Origin of the sequence: Acinetobacter lwoffii (assembly GCF_015602705.1) — a bacterium.
In the GTDB taxonomy this organism is placed as follows: domain Bacteria; phylum Pseudomonadota; class Gammaproteobacteria; order Pseudomonadales; family Moraxellaceae; genus Acinetobacter; species Acinetobacter lwoffii_E.
In genome coordinates this window covers 348,408-365,816 of record NZ_CP059081.1, presented here as the reverse complement: position 1 = coordinate 365,816, position 17,409 = coordinate 348,408, and the positions used below count along the sequence as shown (strand labels likewise).

At 41.7% G+C, this 17,409-nt stretch carries 14 protein-coding genes; 3 read left to right on the top strand and 11 right to left on the bottom strand.

Going from position 1 to position 17,409, the window contains the following annotated elements:
* Positions 1-2 precede the first annotated feature (2 nt).
* Positions 3-386: a RidA family protein gene (locus H0S56_RS01630; protein ID WP_005101316.1), complete on the top strand. Its 384-nt coding sequence runs from the start codon at positions 3-5 to the stop codon at positions 384-386.
* A gap of 220 nt (positions 387-606) precedes the next feature.
* On the top strand, positions 607-801 hold the full coding sequence (locus tag H0S56_RS01625; protein ID WP_004644972.1) for a bacterioferritin-associated ferredoxin: 195 nt from the start codon (positions 607-609) through the stop codon (positions 799-801).
* Positions 802-962: 161 nt separating this feature from the next.
* Here the strand turns inward: H0S56_RS01625 and H0S56_RS01620 are convergent, their stop codons facing one another.
* Complete coding sequence (locus H0S56_RS01620) at positions 963-2,024, bottom strand: RNA-guided endonuclease InsQ/TnpB family protein (protein ID WP_195725518.1); 1,062 nt, start codon at positions 2,022-2,024, stop codon at positions 963-965.
* 231 nt (positions 2,025-2,255) lie between these two features.
* Between H0S56_RS01620 and bfr the strand changes: the two genes are divergently transcribed.
* Positions 2,256-2,720: a heteropolymeric bacterioferritin subunit Bfr gene (bfr, locus tag H0S56_RS01615; RefSeq protein WP_195725517.1), complete on the top strand. Its 465-nt coding sequence runs from the start codon at positions 2,256-2,258 to the stop codon at positions 2,718-2,720.
* Positions 2,721-2,769: 49 nt separating this feature from the next.
* Here bfr and H0S56_RS01610 read toward each other — a convergent pair whose 3' ends face one another.
* The 10 genes from H0S56_RS01610 to H0S56_RS01565 form a co-directional block, all read right to left on the bottom strand.
* Positions 2,770-4,407 carry a PglL family O-oligosaccharyltransferase gene (locus tag H0S56_RS01610; protein WP_195725516.1) on the bottom strand — a complete coding sequence of 546 codons (1,638 nt, stop codon included), beginning with the start codon at positions 4,405-4,407 and terminating at the stop codon, positions 2,770-2,772.
* A gap of 90 nt (positions 4,408-4,497) precedes the next feature.
* Positions 4,498-5,229, bottom strand: a complete 732-nt coding sequence (gene tfpZ / locus H0S56_RS01605; RefSeq protein ID WP_195725515.1) for a TfpX/TfpZ family type IV pilin accessory protein — start codon at positions 5,227-5,229, stop codon at positions 4,498-4,500.
* Positions 5,230-5,235: 6 nt separating this feature from the next.
* Entirely contained in the window at positions 5,236-6,891 is a 1,656-nt protein-coding gene (locus tag H0S56_RS01600; protein WP_195725514.1) for an O-antigen ligase family protein, read from the bottom strand.
* A gap of 52 nt (positions 6,892-6,943) precedes the next feature.
* Entirely contained in the window at positions 6,944-7,504 is a 561-nt protein-coding gene (locus H0S56_RS01595) for a pilin (protein ID WP_195725513.1), read from the bottom strand.
* 201 nt (positions 7,505-7,705) lie between these two features.
* The gene (locus H0S56_RS01590) at positions 7,706-8,266 is read right to left on the bottom strand and encodes a TPM domain-containing protein (protein ID WP_195725512.1); all 561 of its coding nucleotides are present in this window, start codon (positions 8,264-8,266) and stop codon (positions 7,706-7,708) included.
* On the bottom strand, positions 8,260-9,303 hold the full coding sequence (locus H0S56_RS01585) for a TPM domain-containing protein (RefSeq protein WP_195725511.1): 1,044 nt from the start codon (positions 9,301-9,303) through the stop codon (positions 8,260-8,262). Before H0S56_RS01585 ends, H0S56_RS01590 begins: the two co-directional genes overlap by 7 nt.
* A 29-nt stretch (positions 9,304-9,332) precedes the next feature.
* Positions 9,333-9,923: a LemA family protein gene (locus tag H0S56_RS01580; protein WP_195725510.1), complete on the bottom strand. Its 591-nt coding sequence runs from the start codon at positions 9,921-9,923 to the stop codon at positions 9,333-9,335.
* A gap of 183 nt (positions 9,924-10,106) precedes the next feature.
* Complete coding sequence (locus H0S56_RS01575) at positions 10,107-11,528, bottom strand: FAD-dependent oxidoreductase (protein ID WP_195725509.1); 1,422 nt, start codon at positions 11,526-11,528, stop codon at positions 10,107-10,109.
* Positions 11,529-11,601: 73 nt separating this feature from the next.
* Complete coding sequence (gene gltB, locus H0S56_RS01570) at positions 11,602-16,077, bottom strand: glutamate synthase large subunit (protein ID WP_195725508.1); 4,476 nt, start codon at positions 16,075-16,077, stop codon at positions 11,602-11,604.
* A 449-nt stretch (positions 16,078-16,526) separates the two neighbouring features.
* The gene (locus H0S56_RS01565) at positions 16,527-17,405 is read right to left on the bottom strand and encodes a hypothetical protein (protein WP_195725507.1); all 879 of its coding nucleotides are present in this window, start codon (positions 17,403-17,405) and stop codon (positions 16,527-16,529) included.
* Between the last annotated feature and the right edge of the window lie 4 nt (positions 17,406-17,409).

Genomic DNA, 17,409 nt, shown 5'->3' with positions numbered 1-17,409 from the left:
TAATGTCCCGCCAAGTAATCCATACTGAAAATGCCCCTGCTGCGATTGGCACTTATTCGCAAGCTATTCTTGTAGGCGATACCCTGTATCTATCCGGTCAAATTGGCCTGGATCCTTATAGTATGGAACTGGTTGAAGGCATTGAAGCTCAAATTCGCCGGGTGTTTGATAACTTAAAAGCAGTCTGTGAAGCCGCTGGTGGCTCTTTGGCAGATATCGCCAAACTGAATATTTTTCTGACCGACTTATCTCACTTTCAACTGGTCAATCAAATTATGGGGGAGTATTTTGCCCAACCCTATCCAGCACGTGCCGCTTTAGGTGTGGCCGGCCTGCCTAAAGATGCCTTGGTTGAAATGGATGGCATTGTCATAATTAATCAATAAGTTATAAAAATCACTCAGTCCCCACCCTGCAATATCTCATTCTAAATCATGAATCGCTCTTGCGCGGAAATTTAATTAATACTTAGATTTCCGCTCAGGTGGTGTTTTTTTATCTAAATCATCAATCATGATAAAAGCTATTTCAAATGATTTTTATTGACAAACGATAACAATTATCAATAATATTACTTATCTTATTTAATCACTGTGGTTGTGTCCTATGTACGTTTGTCTATGCCGTGGCATTACAGATCAAGACATTAAAGATGCTATTGCAAATGGCGCTGAAAGTTATCGTGATGTCCGCGATATGTTGGACTTGGGAACTTGCTGTGGCCGCTGCGCACCAGAAGCCCGCATGATCATCAGTGATGAGGTTTCACAAATTGCAGCTCGACTGGCTGTTGCAGCATAAATTTAGAAAGATTTCTCCCAATAAGCATAATGAAAAACAATGATCTTTGATCATTACTCCTCCCCCGCCTTTGACTCTGGCGGGTTTTTATTGCCATTCATCTGAGTCTGAATCGATTCGATGTCGATTTTCATTTGCTGTTCCTTGACATCCTCACCTCTCTAAATAGAGCTGATTCCTCCTGCGAGACGCTTATGCCCAAGCGCAAGTATGTTCTTAGCACTATTCAAGTCCCGATCCAGAACACTTGAACAGTTTTCACATTCCCATACTCTTATTCGCAAATCTGCTCTACCTTTCGGACTGCTTGCAGTGACCTCACCACAGCATGAACACATTTGGGTTGTGAAACTTTCACTAACTTCTTCAAACCATACTCCTGCGTTCTCGCATTTATACTTGAGCATGGTCTTGAATGCTGAAAATCCGGTATCCAGAACAGACTTCGCCATCTTGGTTTTCACCAGTTTTTTCGCACTCAGATCGCCTACAACAATTAGTGCATTTTTCTTTATAAGCATTGTACTCGCTTTGTGCAAATGGTCTTTACGACAGTTTGCAATCTTGGCGTGTAATGCACGGACCCGTTTTCTATTTTTCGCTCGTTGAGCAATCCCTAATTTCTGTTCATATTGACGGTAGAACTTGGGATTTGAAATTATCGTACCATCCGAACAAGTGGCTATATCCTTTAAGCCCAGATCAATCCCAATCAAATTAGTCGCAGTCGATTTCTCAATTTTAGGGCTATTCACAACTAAGCAGACATACCAGCGGCCACGCGCATCCTCGACAAACGAACCAGTCTTGATACTGTAATTTGACAGTCCATAGCTATCCCATATTTTAAACTGATGCTTGCCATACTGGATATGGCCATCAGCATACTTGATTGCTACTTTCTTAAAGGGTATCCAACCTAGTGATCTTCTGGCTGGTTTCTTATGACTGACCCGCCATCTTAGTTTGGTCTTCTTGAATTGCTTTCTGCGTATGACTAATTCTTCGGTAATAGCCTGAATGGTTTGACTATGTAACCCACAAAGCCTAGATGTACCTTTCGTATATTCAGCAATATCGTAAGCACTGAGAAATTCACCTTTTCTTTTAAGGTGTTTAAAGCTTAAATCATTGACATAATTCCAGACGAAATTCACTTCAGATGCTAATTGCTCTAATATCTTGGAATGTTTATCTTTAATGCGTAATTTAAGTGTTTTCATGCGATTATTTTATCAATGAAAATAACCAATAGAATATCCAAAGTTAAAAATGTTAATTTGAAACGACATTTCATGTCGTATGGCTTAGGTCACTCATTTATATCCCTGCCTTGAAAACGAGGTTTTACGTTTGATTTGATAAATTACTCGCCATTTGCCCCTGTCTTGCTTTACTATCAGGATTAGAGTGCTTTCTTAGAAAGATAAAACAGGTCCAAATGGAGTTATGCGATGAAAGGCAATCGTGATGTGATTAATCAGCTCAATCAGGTGTTGTATCACCACTTAACTGCCATTAACCAGTATTTCCTGCATTCGCGCATGTTTAATGACTGGGGCATTGAGAAACTGGGCTCGGCAGAATATAAAGAATCCATTGTTCAGATGAAACATGCCGACAAAATTATTGAACGTATTTTATTTTTGGAAGGCCTGCCGAATTTACAGAATCTGGGCAAGCTGTATATCGGTCAGCATACTCAAGAAGTGCTGCATTGTGACGTGCGTAAAGTCAAAGAAAATATTGAAGTCATCCACAAAGCAGTCGCGCTGGCTGAAACCCAAATGGATTATGTAACGCGTGATTTGGTTCAGGAAATCCTAGAGAAAGAAGAAAACTATCTGGACTGGACCACAACACAAATTGATTTGATCGAAAGCATTGGCATCGAAAACTATATTCAAAGTCAGCTCTAAACTTAAAATTAAGCCAAGAAAAAGCCAGCAGCTGCTGGCTTTTTTGTATTTAGCGCGGCATATCCTGCGTTAACTCTTTATAACTCATTTCAGTTTTCTGAATGATCTTTAAGCGTTGCAGCTGATGCTTGGCTTCCGCCTCATATCCATTAAAAGCTAAAAGTTTGGCATATTTGATCAGGTTATATTTAGTCGGATAACTCAAGACCATTTGTTCACCTTCCAGAATCTGATCAGCAGATGCCTTGCTATAAAGATTCAGACGAATCCAGGCAATGCGATGATTAAACTCGGTCAGCAAATAAATTGGTTTTTCATTGGTGATTTTTTCTGGCTGCTTCTCATAACGAATACTTTGTCCGAGTTTTGGTACAGCGGTATCATAATCTCGGTAAATGACTGCAATTAAAATAACACCTGTAATGAAGACTACTTTCATTAACCATACCGGCATGACAAGCTGCTTAGCTACATCTGAACGCTGCGCCAGTACTGTCCCCATAATAAAACCCACTGGTAATAGGAAATAGGCATAGTGCTGTGGAAATTCAAACATCGCATGCGTAACAAAAGTACCGATCATTAATATGCCAATGACTGACTCCGGCGTCTTTACCCATCGCTGCATTTGATAGCCCAAGTAGCCGAAATAAGCCAAGAAAGGCACACCAATCACTGCCCCGTTCCAGATCAGGAAATCGATAATAAAATTATGTGCGCTACGAATCCAGACCGGACCCTGAACCGTATCAGTTATCGAGACAAAAGCAACACTGGTTTGATACCAACCATAACCAAACCATGGCTGGGCCTGAATCGCGGCCAACATTTGCTGCCAGATGGCGAGTCGTGACATATCACCAGTTGCACGTGATACCAACTCACGACTACGGATCACCTCTGCATCTGTCATCTGTGCAATCAGTAGACTCAATACAGGGAACAACCAGATAAAGAAAATAAATAGGAATAGCAAGAGACTGCTGTAATACCATTTCAGACGAATAATGCCTTTATATTGATAAATGGCAAGATAAATCATGATGGCTATGGCAGCTACCCACGAGGTACGGGATTGGCTAAGCGCGATGCCCATAATGATCGGTAATGCGCAAGTCATTAACCACTTTGTTTGAATCTTTTTCTTTTCATAAAGATATAGGCAACTCATCAGCGACATAAGTAAAAACGTCGCCATATTATTTGGCTGGGCAAAATTGGCATAGGGACGTTGAGTACCACTGATATTCACCATGCCTAGCAAGACTGAATCCAGATTTATCCACTGACATAGAGCAATTAAGCCTGTAATGGTGCCTGACACCAAGAATACATAGCTTAAATGGGTAAAGGTTTCTTCTCGGCTATTGTTTCCTGTAGAAAAATTATAGCCAAGTACACTTGCCAGCCAAAAGCTAAAAACAAAAATAAAGCCCATCATGGCAGTGCTAAAGAAAAATACCTGTCCTGTCAGAAAATGTATCAGTGGTACACAGGCGAGTAGCAATAATGGCAGACTGAGAGCTGGAATTTTGAGTTTTTCTTTGAGGCAAATTGCCGCTAAAGAAAATAAGGCAAAAAATGCATATAGCTCACCGGTATAGGTCACCCAAGGTCGGTAATGGACAGGGATGAGCCATGCGAGGGAGATAAGAATGGCTGCAATGAGGGCAAGTGTGGCTTTCATGAAAGTATCAATGCTTTTCGATGTTGCACATGATAAGCAAAAAGCAGATTAAAAGGTAATCTGCTTTTTTGAAAAACTTAAATAGGGCACTTACTTCCAAGGACGTAAATCGACTATCTTGAGTGGCTGACCATGTTTATCAAGTAATACAGTCATGTCTGTTTGATTCGCTTTTAGGGGCACATAGCCTGAAGCCTTAGGTGTGCTATTGAAAATTTTCTCTACCGCAGACTTTTCATTATAATTATATAAAGAATCAAGATTTTTTATATATTTACCTTTAAGTAATATTTTTTGATCAAATTCAATATAACGGTCCGGCATTTGTGATAAAGATACCCCACCGAAAACTTCTGTAAATAAATCTTCATTTCTCTGTTTATTATCTTTTGAATTTTCAACCATTACATATTGTGGCTTAAAAAATGAAACCTGCTTAAATTGCGGTCGCGCCTTTTCAAGATTATCATTAATGATTTCATTTTTTCGAACTAGCTCAAAACGATCAACATTATAAACAATCCATACAGGTCTACCTTGCTCAAGTGTAAATACGCCATACAATAAAGCTGACATTTGAACCAAAATGATGATTGTCAGATCAAATTTTAACGATTTTTTATGCTCTTTATAGACCAATAATCCTAATAAAGGACCAATAATGATATCAATCACGAATAGCATCAAAATAATGCTTGTTACCCCAACAGCTTTTGCAAGTGGTGCTGGATACCAAAACAGAAATACTAAGCCGAGCAATAATAAAGCTACAACCAATGACAAAGTTAAATGTTTAATAAAAAACCGAATACGCTTAGACATAAATCATCACTTCATATTTAAATTTAGTGTACTAACACTTTTTTCGAATAATGATGAAATACCATTATCCTGACTGGTATTAATTTTCGATAAATCTTCAAATAATGCTTTTTTATTATAAAGCGCATTATATACGTCAAGATAATAAGTAGCTCTAACCATACTTTCATTAAAATAAAAAATTTGAGCCATTTTATATAAATTATACTCAGTTGGCTGGCTTTTCACATAATGCTCAAAAAATTCTAAATTTGATTCAGTGTAATTATGATCTATTTTTGCAACAATAAAATCTGCTCGATCTGAAAATTGAGAAAATAACAGAGAATTTTGGTGTTGTGATTTTCCAGTATTTTGCATACCAGATGCATAACCAAAATTAGTTAGCCATTGATCATACTGTTTAAATATTAAAGCATAGAAACAAATGCAAATAAGAAAAATCGATTGTTTTAATTTTTCATTCAACAAAAAATATTTACAATTACAATCAATAAGTAATACACCAATAAAGAAGCCTAATGGAAATAAAAAATAGCTATAATATAAAGGAAACTCAAGTTGAGCATGCACTAATATACATAGCATCATCATAAACACATATAACTGTGGCAAACTGTGAATACTTAAAAAAATTCGTTTGATAAGATATAAACCATATCCAATAATTAAGACTGTAAATGGAATACCCACCCACAAGACTAAATCAATCACAATATTATGTGCGCTTGATAAATTCCCTTCATTTTTAAATATTAAAACACCTTCTAGCTGTGCGATTGTTGTTTGAAACCAACCATAACCTAACCATGGTTGTTGCATTGCGGCATAGTACATATGCTTCCACATTTCAATACGACCTACCCCCCCATTCAGTCGTTCTTGCATTGGAATTGGCTTGACTAGATTTAAATATTCAGAAATCTCAGCATTGAATATAAAAATAAATAAATAAATAAATACTGAAATTAAAGCGATATAAGCCGTTGATTTTTTTTCAAATCGAACTTTTTTAACGATGTAAATAATAAATAATATAAATAAAGTAACCCATGTTGTTCTTGACTGAGTTAATGCAAGTGCCCAAACTATAATAGGGAGAGAAAGAATTAAAAATACACTTTTAGACCTCATACGCTCATATAAAAATAAAAGACTACAAATACTGAGTATGAGCAGTGTTGCCAATTGATTTGGCTGTCCTAAATTCGCATAAGGTCGATTATGACTTAAATTTAACATATAAGGATGAGAAATTTGAAGCCATTGTGCTATAGCCAATAAGCTACTAAAAAACCCAACTAAACTAAAAAAGTATGCAATATACTTAATTATATTTTCTTTTCCTGCTAACCGAGTACTATTATAGCCATAGAGAATTGAAGCTAAAAATCCAAATAAAAAACAGAAACTAAAAAAAGTGGTCGAAAAATAATAAACCTGACCGAATATAAATTGGATAAAAGGGATTAAACAAATAATAAATAGTGGAATTAGTAAGATTGGGACATTAACATTTTTTTTATAAAAAAGGACAAGAAATAATATAAGCCCTAAGAACCATAAATAATCTTGTGAAGATGCAGTCCATGGAAAAGGAGATATACCTATAAAATAAGATAAGCCAAAAAAAATTAAAATAATAAAAACTATAATTCTCATTGTAATTCATTATAAAAAAGCTGACCAAAGTCAGCTTTTTTATATTATTTATTTAAGAACCTTGAGCCGTACGACAAGATGCTGGTAAATATTTAGCCATCGTTACTGCCTTCGCAGTAGATTCTGGACCACAAGACCATTCTTTAATTAAAGCACCAGCTGCGCCAGTTGAATTAGAAGTTGCACCACCCACACCAGAAACAGTTGCTGCAGTTAAGAAATCCGTAGCACCCGAACCAGTTTTAGGAGTCATAACGATTTTTTCACCTGATGCACCTTTTAGCTCACCTAATGTCGCTAATGTAACTGTAATACGACCAATTGCAGGGTTTGCACTCGCAACTTCAATTTTTTGTACATATTTCGAAGCAGCAGCAGCATTAGTACCTATACCTTGCTCACAACCCCACTGACCTGCTAATGGAACAAGTCCTGAATCAATTGCTTCCGTAACTGCAGTACGACAAGAAGATGCAGCCAACATACCTTCAGATACTTTTGCACGAACGGTGTAATCTTGATAAGCAGGTAGTGCAACAGCCGCCAAAATACCGATAATCGCGATCACGATCATTAACTCGATAAGCGTAAAACCTTTTTGAATCGTATTCATAACATTCTCCACAAATGTTTATTGTTTATTTATAAAGCTTAAAAGTTAAAGCTATTTATAGTTAGCATCTAACGTGCCAAGTTTTATTATAGTAATTTTGACAGAAAAAACAGCACTTTAAAAAAATATTTTTATTTTTGTAATTATTATGTTTTCTTTTGTGTAACTAACTGACAAAAAATGTCAGTTAGTTGACTAAAATCATCCCAGAATAATCGGTTTATTCCCTAATTCATTCTGTAAATCATCTATTTTACGATCGTAATACTGATCTAAAACCAGACCAATCTGCTTAACACCTTCAACTACCCCTTCTTTAAACTTCTGCTGGACTAAATGGTGAATAATGTTTTGACAGATTTCATCCCAAACTTTCTGGGTCGTCGCATTCTTAATTCCACGATCAATCACAATTTCAACCTTATGTTCACAAAGGTTTAAGTAGAGAAGTACACCACTGTTATATTCGGTGTCCCAAACGCCCAGTTCAGCAAACAACTGACGGGCACGACACAACGTATCCTGATAATAGGCCGATCGTGAAGGTAAACAGCCTTCAATCACTACCTGAATTTCCCCCACATGCCCATGCTCAGCTTCTTCAACAGCTAATGCAATTACATGCTGATCTTGCTTAGAGAAAAACCGCTTGGTTGCTGGCATATAAAAGAAATGCTTGAACCATCGCTTAAAACTCGGCTGTGCATATTCTTCCAGCTTCGGTTGTGTGACAATTTCTGTTGTATCTGTAGTTGTTACCATGAGCCTGATGCTCCTCCCCCACCAAAACCGCCACCGCCACCGCCGAAGCCGCCGCCGCCAAAACCACCTCGACCACTACCGCCGCCTCGGCCGCCACCGGCTAAAAAGGCATGTAATATCAGCTGAGCTATAGAAGTTATCAATAAAAAGAAAATACCTGTACCAATCATTAAACTTGCAAGCAAACCCATGCCATTGACCAGACCGGCAGCTGTACCTGCCACCGCTGCAATTGCTGCGCTCAGACGTTTACCAAAGATCATGGAGCCAATAACACCTGCAATAATAATAAAGATAACGCTTCCAAAAGTAGCTTGCGATGCTTTTTGAGCTTGATAAGCTTGCTCCTGGCGCTCTTTGATTTCATCCGCTGCCTGTGCAGCAATTTCAGGATCTAAATTTAAAATACGTTCAATTTCGGTTAGTCCGGAATCAATGCCTTGTGCATACTGACCTTGCTTAAAAAATGGCGTAATTTTGTCATGAATAATACGGCCCGCTACAATATCGGGTAGAATCCCCTCCAAGCCATAACCGGTCAAAATTTGAATACGGCGATCATTAATGGCAATGGTCATCAACAAACCGTTATCACGTTTGGCTGAACCCAGCTGCCAGGCTTCAGCAACGCGCATGGAGTAATCAAAAATATCTTCCTGCCCGGTGGTCGGAACAATGACTACACCTATTTGCCCTTTGCCTTCATTATAAAGTTTCAGAATACGCTGACTGAGTTGCTGTTTTTCAGCGGGACTCAGTAAATTTGCCTGATCAATGACCGGTTCATTCAGGCTGGGCAAGTCGCGCTGAAGCTGCCCTTCCGCCATGTCATTGGCAATTTGTGGCTGTGACGCTGCAGTTTCTGTATTTTGAGTTTGAGTATTTTGATTATTATTTTTAGGCTGCAAGATTTCACGGGCTACGATGACTTCTTCAGTATCTGTAGCCGTGGCTGTTTCTGCTGACACATGCGTTGTCATTCCCATGCCCAGCATGAGAAGCAAACCAGCACAGTATTTCAGCAGCATCTCGGACATCTGATCTCTCGCTTATTTACAGATCTTACTTATTCAAAGGAAACCGTTGGCGCTTTCTGTGCACTTTGCTCGGCGCTAAAGTTCGGTTTGGTGTCCATACCAATCACTTTAGCGGTCATGACTTGCGGGAACTGACGTGCATAAGAGTTGAAGTCCTGAACCGTGGTAATATAACGGTTACGTGCCACAGCAATCCGGTTTTCAGTCCCTTCTAGCTGTACCTGTAAATCACGGAACTGTTGATTCGCTTTCAGGTCCGGATAATTCTCAGTGACAGCTAAAAGACGAGACAAGGCGCTGGTCATCTGGGCCTGTGCTTCCTGATAACGCTGGAATAATTCAGGATCTTCCAGTACGTCACGATCTACTTTTAAACCGGCAACATTGGCACGTGCCTGAGTCACTTCGGTGAGCACCTGTTCTTCATGTGCAGCATAACCTTTCACGACATTGACCAGATTCGGCACCAGATCGGCACGGCGTTGGTACTGGTTCTGCACTTCTGACCATGCAGCCGTCACCGCTTCATCTTTAACCTGTAAGGTGTTATAGCCACAACCCGTCAGCGTGAGGGTACTGGCCAGCATCAAGGCGATAAGAGATTGTTTGAATACACGCATGATATCTTGTCCTCAATTCTTTATTAATATTTATATAATTAATTTGATTTTAAACAGTATTTTCTAAAGTTTTGTTACTTTTTATAATCTTTTTTAATGGCCTCTCTTTAAGTTAGACAATATCCAAAAACAAAAAACCCGCCGTAGCGGGTTGTTTACATGACTTCAGTGAATTTTCAACTGTTAAACATCCAGATAATCCAGAATCCCTTCAGCTGCCTGACGGCCTTCCCAGATTGCGGTTACAACGAGATCTGAACCGCGCACCATATCACCACCAGCGAAGATTTTTGGATTCGAGGTCTGAAATTTGTACTGCTGCTGTTCAGCAGCAACCACACGTCCTGAACCATCCAGATTAATACTTACATCAGCAAACCAGTCCGCAGGACTGGTACGGAAACCGAATGCCAGCAGTACTGCATCCGCAGGCAGAATTTCTTCTGAACCCGGAATTGGTTCCGGGCTACGGCGACCACGGCTATCTGGCTCACTGAGTTGGGTAGTGACAAATTTCACGCCAGTGACTTTGCCATTTTCACCAACGATTTCGATTGGTTGACGGTTAAACTGGAATTCCACACCCTCTTCACGCGCATTTTTTACTTCACGACGTGAACCCGGCATATTTTCTTCATCACGACGGTAAGCGCACACAACAGACTCAGCACCCTGACGGATCGAGGTACGGTTACAATCCATAGCCGTATCACCACCGCCTAAAACGATGACTTTCTTACCTTCAACGCTGATGTATTCCGATGGATCTTTTTCCCAACCCTGGCAACGGTTTACATTGGCAATCAGGAAATCCAGTGCATCATACACACCATCCAGATCTTCACCGGCAAAACCACCTTTCATGTAGGTATAGGTTCCCATACCCATAAATACCGCATCATAATCGGCAAGTAACTGGTCGATGGTCACATCTGTGCTAATTTCAGTATTCAAACGAAATTCCACCCCCATACCGGTGAAAATTTCACGGCGGCGCTTCATTACGTCTTTTTCCATTTTGAATTCTGGAATACCGAAAGTCAGCAAACCACCAATTTCTGGACGTTTGTCAAAAACTACAGGCTTTACCCCGTTACGTACCAGAATATCCGCACAGCCAAGTCCTGCAGGACCTGCACCAATGATTGCGACTTTCTTATTGGTCCATTGCACATTGGACATATCTGGACGCCAGCCCAAAGCAAAAGCTGTATCGTTGATATATTTTTCTGCATTCCCGATCGTCACCGCACCGAAACCGTCGTTCAGGGTACACGCCCCTTCACACAGACGGTCTTGCGGACAGACACGGCCACAGACTTCCGGTAAAGTATTGGTCTGATGACACAGTTCAGCCGCCTGAAACAGACGTCCTTCAGACACCAGTTTTAACCAGTTTGGAATGTAGTTATGTACCGGACATTTCCACTCACAGTACGGGTTACCACAGCCTAGGCAGCGATGCGTCTGATTGGCTGCAATTTCCGCTGTATAAGGCTTATAAATTTCCACAAATTCTGCTTTGCGGACATCAATCTCTTTTTTCTCTGGGTCTTGGCGTGCGACATCCAGGAATTGAAAGTCATTATTCAGGCGTTCTGCCATGTCTCTCTCCGTGGCTAGATGTAAGGGGTTCACAGTTGCCTTACATCTGGCTTTATATCTGTTCGTCGTGGAATTATTGTGGATCAGCTTGAGTTGTTTTTAACAGCGTTTGCAAGTTGGCTGCTTTTGGTTTTACCAACCAGAACTTGCGGCTGTAGAAGTCAAACTCATGGCGGATCTTGTACGCCCAAGCACTACCCGTTTCTTTAATATGTTCATCCAGAATACGACCCAGGAAGGCTTTATGCTCTTCCATCGCTTCGGTGGAAATACGGTTCAGCTCAATCAGCTCGTGGTTATAATGATCAACGAAGTCATTATCCAGATCAAGCACATAAGCAAAACCACCAGTCATACCTGCACCGAAGTTATGCCCAACTTTACCCAGTACCGTCACAATACCGCCGGTCATATATTCACAGCAGTGATCACCTGCACCTTCAATTACGGCAAATGCACCCGAGTTACGCACCGCGAAACGCTCGCCTGCTGTACCCGCTGCATATAACTTACCGCCAGTCGCACCGTACAAACAGGTGTTACCAATAATCGCGGTATTTTGGGTCTGGAATGGCGAACCTTTTGGCGGAAAGATCGAGATGCGACCACCGGCCATACCTTTACCGACATAGTCATTGGCATCACCTTCCAGACTGATATGTAAGCCACCAGCATTCCATACACCCAGCGACTGACCCGCAGTACCATTCAGGTGAACTTTCACTGGATGGGCTTCCATGCTCAGGTTGCCATAGCGTTTCGCAATTTCACCAGACAGACGGGCACCAATCGAACGGTCACAGTTACCGATCGTGAAGCTATATTCGCCGCCTGTTCCGGCTTCAATCGCAGGCAGAATCTCATCCACCATTTTCTCTGCCAGAATCCCTTTATCGAATGGTGCATTGCCTTGAACCTGACAATACTGTGCTTTACCTTCTGCAGCAGGATGTGACTCAAGCAATTTGCTTAAATCAAGATGTGCATGCTTTGCAGTTTCACCCGGCAAGACTTCCAGCAGATCCGTACGGCCAATCAGGTCTTTCAGACTTGATACACCGAGTGCTGCCAGCCATTCACGGGTTTCTTCAGCAATAAAGGTGAAGAAGTTGATCAGCATTTGTGGCTCGCCAATATAATGCTCTTGACGTAAATGATCTTGCTGGGTTGCTACACCGGTTGCACAGTTATTCAAGTGGCAGATACGCAGGTATTTACAACCCAATGCGATCATTGGGGTTGAACCAAAGCCAAAGCTTTCTGCACCCAGAATTGCTGCTTTTACGACATCCAGACCGGTTTTTAAACCACCATCTGTCTGTACGCGAACTTTACCACGCAGGTCATTAACACGAAGGGCCTGATGCGCCTCAGAAAGACCAAGTTCCCACGGTGAACCTGCATGATGAATTGAAGAAAGTGGAGAAGCCGCTGTACCACCATCATAACCAGAAATGGTAATGAAATCGGCATACGCTTTCGCCACACCTGCCGCAATCGTACCGACACCCGGTTCGGAAACCAGCTTAACTGACACCATCGCCTGTGGGTTAACCTGTTTTAAATCAAAGATCAACTGTGATAAATCTTCAATTGAATAGATGTCGTGATGCGGAGGTGGCGAAATCAGGGTAACGCCCGGTACAGAGTAACGTAAACGGGCAATGAGACCATTCACTTTACCACCCGGCAACTGACCACCTTCACCTGGTTTTGCACCTTGCGCGACTTTAATTTGAAGGACTTCTGCTGATGTTAAATAAGCAGGCGTCACACCAAAACGGCCCGATGCAATTTGTTTGATTTTCGAGTTACGGATGGTACCGTAACGCGCTGGATCTTCACCGCCCTCGCCTGAGTTTGAACGACCGCCAATCGTGTTCATGGCAATCGCAATCGCTTCATGTGCTTCAGGTGACAGTGCACCCAAAGACATGCCGGCAGAGTCAAAGCGAGGCAGGATATCTTCCACAGATTCCACTTGCTCAACTGGAATCGAATTGTCTGTTTTCAGTTTGAACAGGTCACGAATCGTCGCAATTGGACGCTTGTTCACCAGTTCTGCATATTCTTTAAAGTCTGCGTAGTTCCCAGAACGTACGGCTTTATGCAGCGAGTTGATTACATCCGGGTTAAAGGCATGATATTCCTTGCCAAAGACAAACTTCAGCAAACCGCCCTGATCAATTGGCTTACGGTTTTTCCAGGCAATATCCGCCAACTGTTTCTGGTCATTTTCAAGATCGACAAAAGTTGCACCCTGAATACGGCTTGGTACACCGATGAAGCATTTATCCACCACTTCATTAGATAAGCCCACGGCTTCAAACAACTGACCACCACGATAAGAAGCAACCGTAGAAATCCCCATTTTAGACAGGACTTTCAGCAGACCTTTTTCAATCCCCTTACGGAAATTGTTTTGCGCATAGATTGGGTCACCCAATAATTCGCCTTTGGCGACCAGATCATTGATCACGTCATAAGCCAGATATGGGTAGATGGCTGTTGCACCAAAGCCAAGGAGTACCGCAAATTGGTGTGGATCACGAGCAAAACCGGTTTCAATAATCAGGTTGGCATCAGTACGCAAACCTGTATTAATCAGGTGATGATGCACTGCACCAGTAATCATGAAAGCATTGGCAGGCAAGTAACCTTCACGGATTTTCTTGTCTGAAAGCACTAGTAAGGTTTTACCATCACGAATGGCTTGTGCAGATTCTTCACAAATACGCGCAATCGCTGCTTCCAGACCTTCGGTTTCAGCATAGTTCAAGTCAATATCTGCAATTTCATAACCGGCACGACCCAGCGTACGGATCTGATGCATTTTCGAATTAGAAAGTACAGGACTGGAAATGATCAAGCGGTCTGCATGCTCAGGCCCTTGCTCAAAGACGTTTTGTTCACGACCTAAACAGGTTTCCAGTGACATCACAATCGATTCACGTAGCGGATCGATCGGCGGGTTGGTCACCTGTGCAAACTGCTGGCGGAAATAATCCGACACATGACGTACCTGACGTGACAATACTGCCATTGGAGTATCATCACCCATTGAACCTACAGCTTCCTGACCGCTTTCAGCAATCGGACGCAACAACTGATCACGCTCTTCAAAGGTCACCATGAACATTTTTTGTGCCGCTTTCAGGCCATCGCCTTTTAAGCCTTGATCACATAAATATTCTTCCAGCTCTGGACTACCTTGCAAACGCACAGAATTTTCACGTAACCATTCACGGTATGGACGCATACGTTTCAGATGATTATTGACATCTTGCGTATCCAGTACCTTGCCAGTCTGCGTGTCGATGACCAGCATCTGGCCTGGGCCGACACGGCCTTTAGAAATCACATCTTCAGGTTGGTAACCCCATACGCCAATTTCAGAAGCCAGCGTGATATAACCATTTTTGGTAATCACCCAACGCGCAGGACGCAGACCGTTACGATCCAGCATACAGATCGCATGACGCCCATCCTGAATCACCAAACCTGCAGGACCATCCCAGGCTTCCATGTGTTTTGAGTTGAATTCGTAGAAAGCACGAAGATCAGCATCAAGCGTTTCCACGTTCTGCCAGGCAGGCGGAACCAGCATACGGAGTGCACGGAACAGATCCATGCCACCGCCAACCAGAATCTCCAGCATGTTGTCCAGGCTTGAAGAATCTGAACCGGTACGGTTCACAATTGGATTTAGTTCAGTTAAACCTGGCAATAATGGATTTTCAAATTTCGGCACACGCGCCATGGCCCAGTTACGGTTCGCGGTAATAGTGTTGATTTCACCATTGTGCGCCAGGTAACGGAACGGTTGTGCCAACGGCCAGCGTGGCAAGGTATTGGTCGAGAAGCGCTGATGGAAGACCACAATATGTGATTCCAAACGTGGATCAGCCAGATCTGTATAAAAATCTGCAATCGCTTCTGGCATCATCAAGCCTTTATAGCTGATCACTGTTGAACATAAAGTAGTGACATAGAAAGACGTATCATTCACCAACAATTGTTCTGTACGACGACGTGCCAGGAATAACTTACGGTTAAATTCAACCTCAGTCACACCCATTGGACAGTTAACAATAATCTGTTCAAATGCCGGCATCGATTGCAATGCAATTTCACCCAGTGCATCGACATTGGTCGGAATTACACGCCAAGCCAGAACGATTAAACCTTCAGCTTCAATCTCTTTGTTTAAAACCTGTTTGGCATGTGCAGCAAGTGCCGGATCAAGATTTAGAAACACCGAACCCACAGCAAACACTTCACTTAAGGTGGTATCACTTAAGCGTTTCGCTTCTTCACGGAAGAATTTTTTCGGCATCGCCAAGAGCAAGCCACAACCATCCCCGGTTTTGCCATCCGCGGCAATACCACCACGGTGGGTCATACAACTCAAACTATGAATCGCGGTCTTGACGAGATCATGGCTAGCATCACCCTGCATATGGGCGATCAAACCGAAACCACAGTTATCTTTAAACTCATCCGGTTGGTATAAACCTTGAGCGGGAGCTACATTGTTAGGCGATGGCATGTGCATAGCGTACCCTTCTTTCACGAAGCCTCAACAGGCTGTTAAACAATCTAAATTTTTCTCTGCGCTGGCGTCTAATGGACTTTCGAAGACCGTCTTGGTAGAGCAAAACTATTTTTCTTTATTTCTTCAGACTAGTCCTTTTTTAGACTAAATGCATAACAAATAAAGTTTATTCTGCTCATGAATAACATAAAAATCTGGAATAAATATGACATTCATATGGTGTCATCGAATCATTTTTCGCGCTAAAACAGGGAGATTAATTCAATTCATGCACCAATAAAGCAAATTCCATGCCAACAAACAGCGCATAAATTAAAACAATACAGATGACAAAGATTTAGCGCAGAACAGCACTCTAAGGGTTAATTTTAATGTGCATTTTTTGCACCAAAAGCGCTCATTTTTAATTCTGTAATTTTTTGGATGCGCTATTTTAGACCGGACTAATTAAATGGATCACTAATCTCATTATTTTGAGGACGAGGATTACTGCCCTGAGCAGGTCGATTATTGTTATTTTGCGGTTGAGGCGTGCCTTCTACAGCACTTTCAGATTTCTGTACATCGACCACATTTCCCGATGAATCACGGCGCACAATGGTGGTACTGGTAGTCGCAGCATCAGAGCTACGCGGCTTGGACTCAGTCTGGGTTTGCTGCTGTCTAAGTCGCACCGATTCATCTACTTTCGGCAAAGGCACATTTTTCAAACGAATTTCGTAAAGCTTTTGATTATTGGCCAATTCCTCTGAACCCAGATTATTGACCAGACTGACATATTGCTGCATTGCTACAACTTCAGGTTTGACTGAAGCCGGTAAATTTAACTTCAGTGTAGAGAGTGCCTGATTGGCTTGCGCAGCCGTCTTATATTGACCATATAACAATACATATTGTTCTGGCTGTTTTTCACTCGAGATTCTTAAATAAATAAAAGGTTTACGATCGGACTGTTTTTTAAGAAAACTTTTTAAAATGGCTTCATTGGTCACACGAAATAATTCAATGGCGTGCTGGTTTTTCGCTTCATTGACAAATTTGGTACCACGGAATTCCGGCTCATGACTGGCATTCACGACGGTACGCGTATTTAGATCCAGTGGTTTCACTTCCTGAAAAAGTGCACCAAGATGGGTCATTGTGGCGACTTTTTCTGGTTGAATCTGCAACTGAACTTCAGTTTCAGGCTTTTTTTCAATTTCGACGACATCATCTGAATCAGTCACCGCCCAAAAAACTAAGGCAGCAAATAGGCAGCATACACCACAGACCAGCCAGAAATAATGCTGAATCTTTTGCCAAGGAGTATGTAATGCTGCCATAAAA

Bases quoted from the DNA above. Each gene is read 5' to 3' on its own strand.
- H0S56_RS01630 (WP_005101316.1), top strand. From the start codon at position 3: ATGTCCCGCCAAGTAATCCATACTGAAAATGCCCCTGCTGCGATTGGC.
- H0S56_RS01625 (WP_004644972.1), top strand. From the start codon at position 607: ATGTACGTTTGTCTATGCCGTGGCATTACAGATCAAGACATTAAAGAT.
- H0S56_RS01620 (WP_195725518.1), bottom strand. From the start codon at position 2,024: ATGAAAACACTTAAATTACGCATTAAAGATAAACATTCCAAGATATTA.
- bfr (WP_195725517.1), top strand. From the start codon at position 2,256: ATGAAAGGCAATCGTGATGTGATTAATCAGCTCAATCAGGTGTTGTAT.
- H0S56_RS01610 (WP_195725516.1), bottom strand. From the start codon at position 4,407: ATGAAAGCCACACTTGCCCTCATTGCAGCCATTCTTATCTCCCTCGCA.
- tfpZ (WP_195725515.1), bottom strand. From the start codon at position 5,229: ATGTCTAAGCGTATTCGGTTTTTTATTAAACATTTAACTTTGTCATTG.
- H0S56_RS01600 (WP_195725514.1), bottom strand. From the start codon at position 6,891: ATGAGAATTATAGTTTTTATTATTTTAATTTTTTTTGGCTTATCTTAT.
- H0S56_RS01595 (WP_195725513.1), bottom strand. From the start codon at position 7,504: ATGAATACGATTCAAAAAGGTTTTACGCTTATCGAGTTAATGATCGTG.
- H0S56_RS01590 (WP_195725512.1), bottom strand. From the start codon at position 8,266: ATGGTAACAACTACAGATACAACAGAAATTGTCACACAACCGAAGCTG.
- H0S56_RS01585 (WP_195725511.1), bottom strand. From the start codon at position 9,303: ATGTCCGAGATGCTGCTGAAATACTGTGCTGGTTTGCTTCTCATGCTG.
- H0S56_RS01580 (WP_195725510.1), bottom strand. From the start codon at position 9,923: ATGCGTGTATTCAAACAATCTCTTATCGCCTTGATGCTGGCCAGTACC.
- H0S56_RS01575 (WP_195725509.1), bottom strand. From the start codon at position 11,528: ATGGCAGAACGCCTGAATAATGACTTTCAATTCCTGGATGTCGCACGC.
- gltB (WP_195725508.1), bottom strand. From the start codon at position 16,077: ATGCCATCGCCTAACAATGTAGCTCCCGCTCAAGGTTTATACCAACCG.
- H0S56_RS01565 (WP_195725507.1), bottom strand. From the start codon at position 17,405: ATGGCAGCATTACATACTCCTTGGCAAAAGATTCAGCATTATTTCTGG.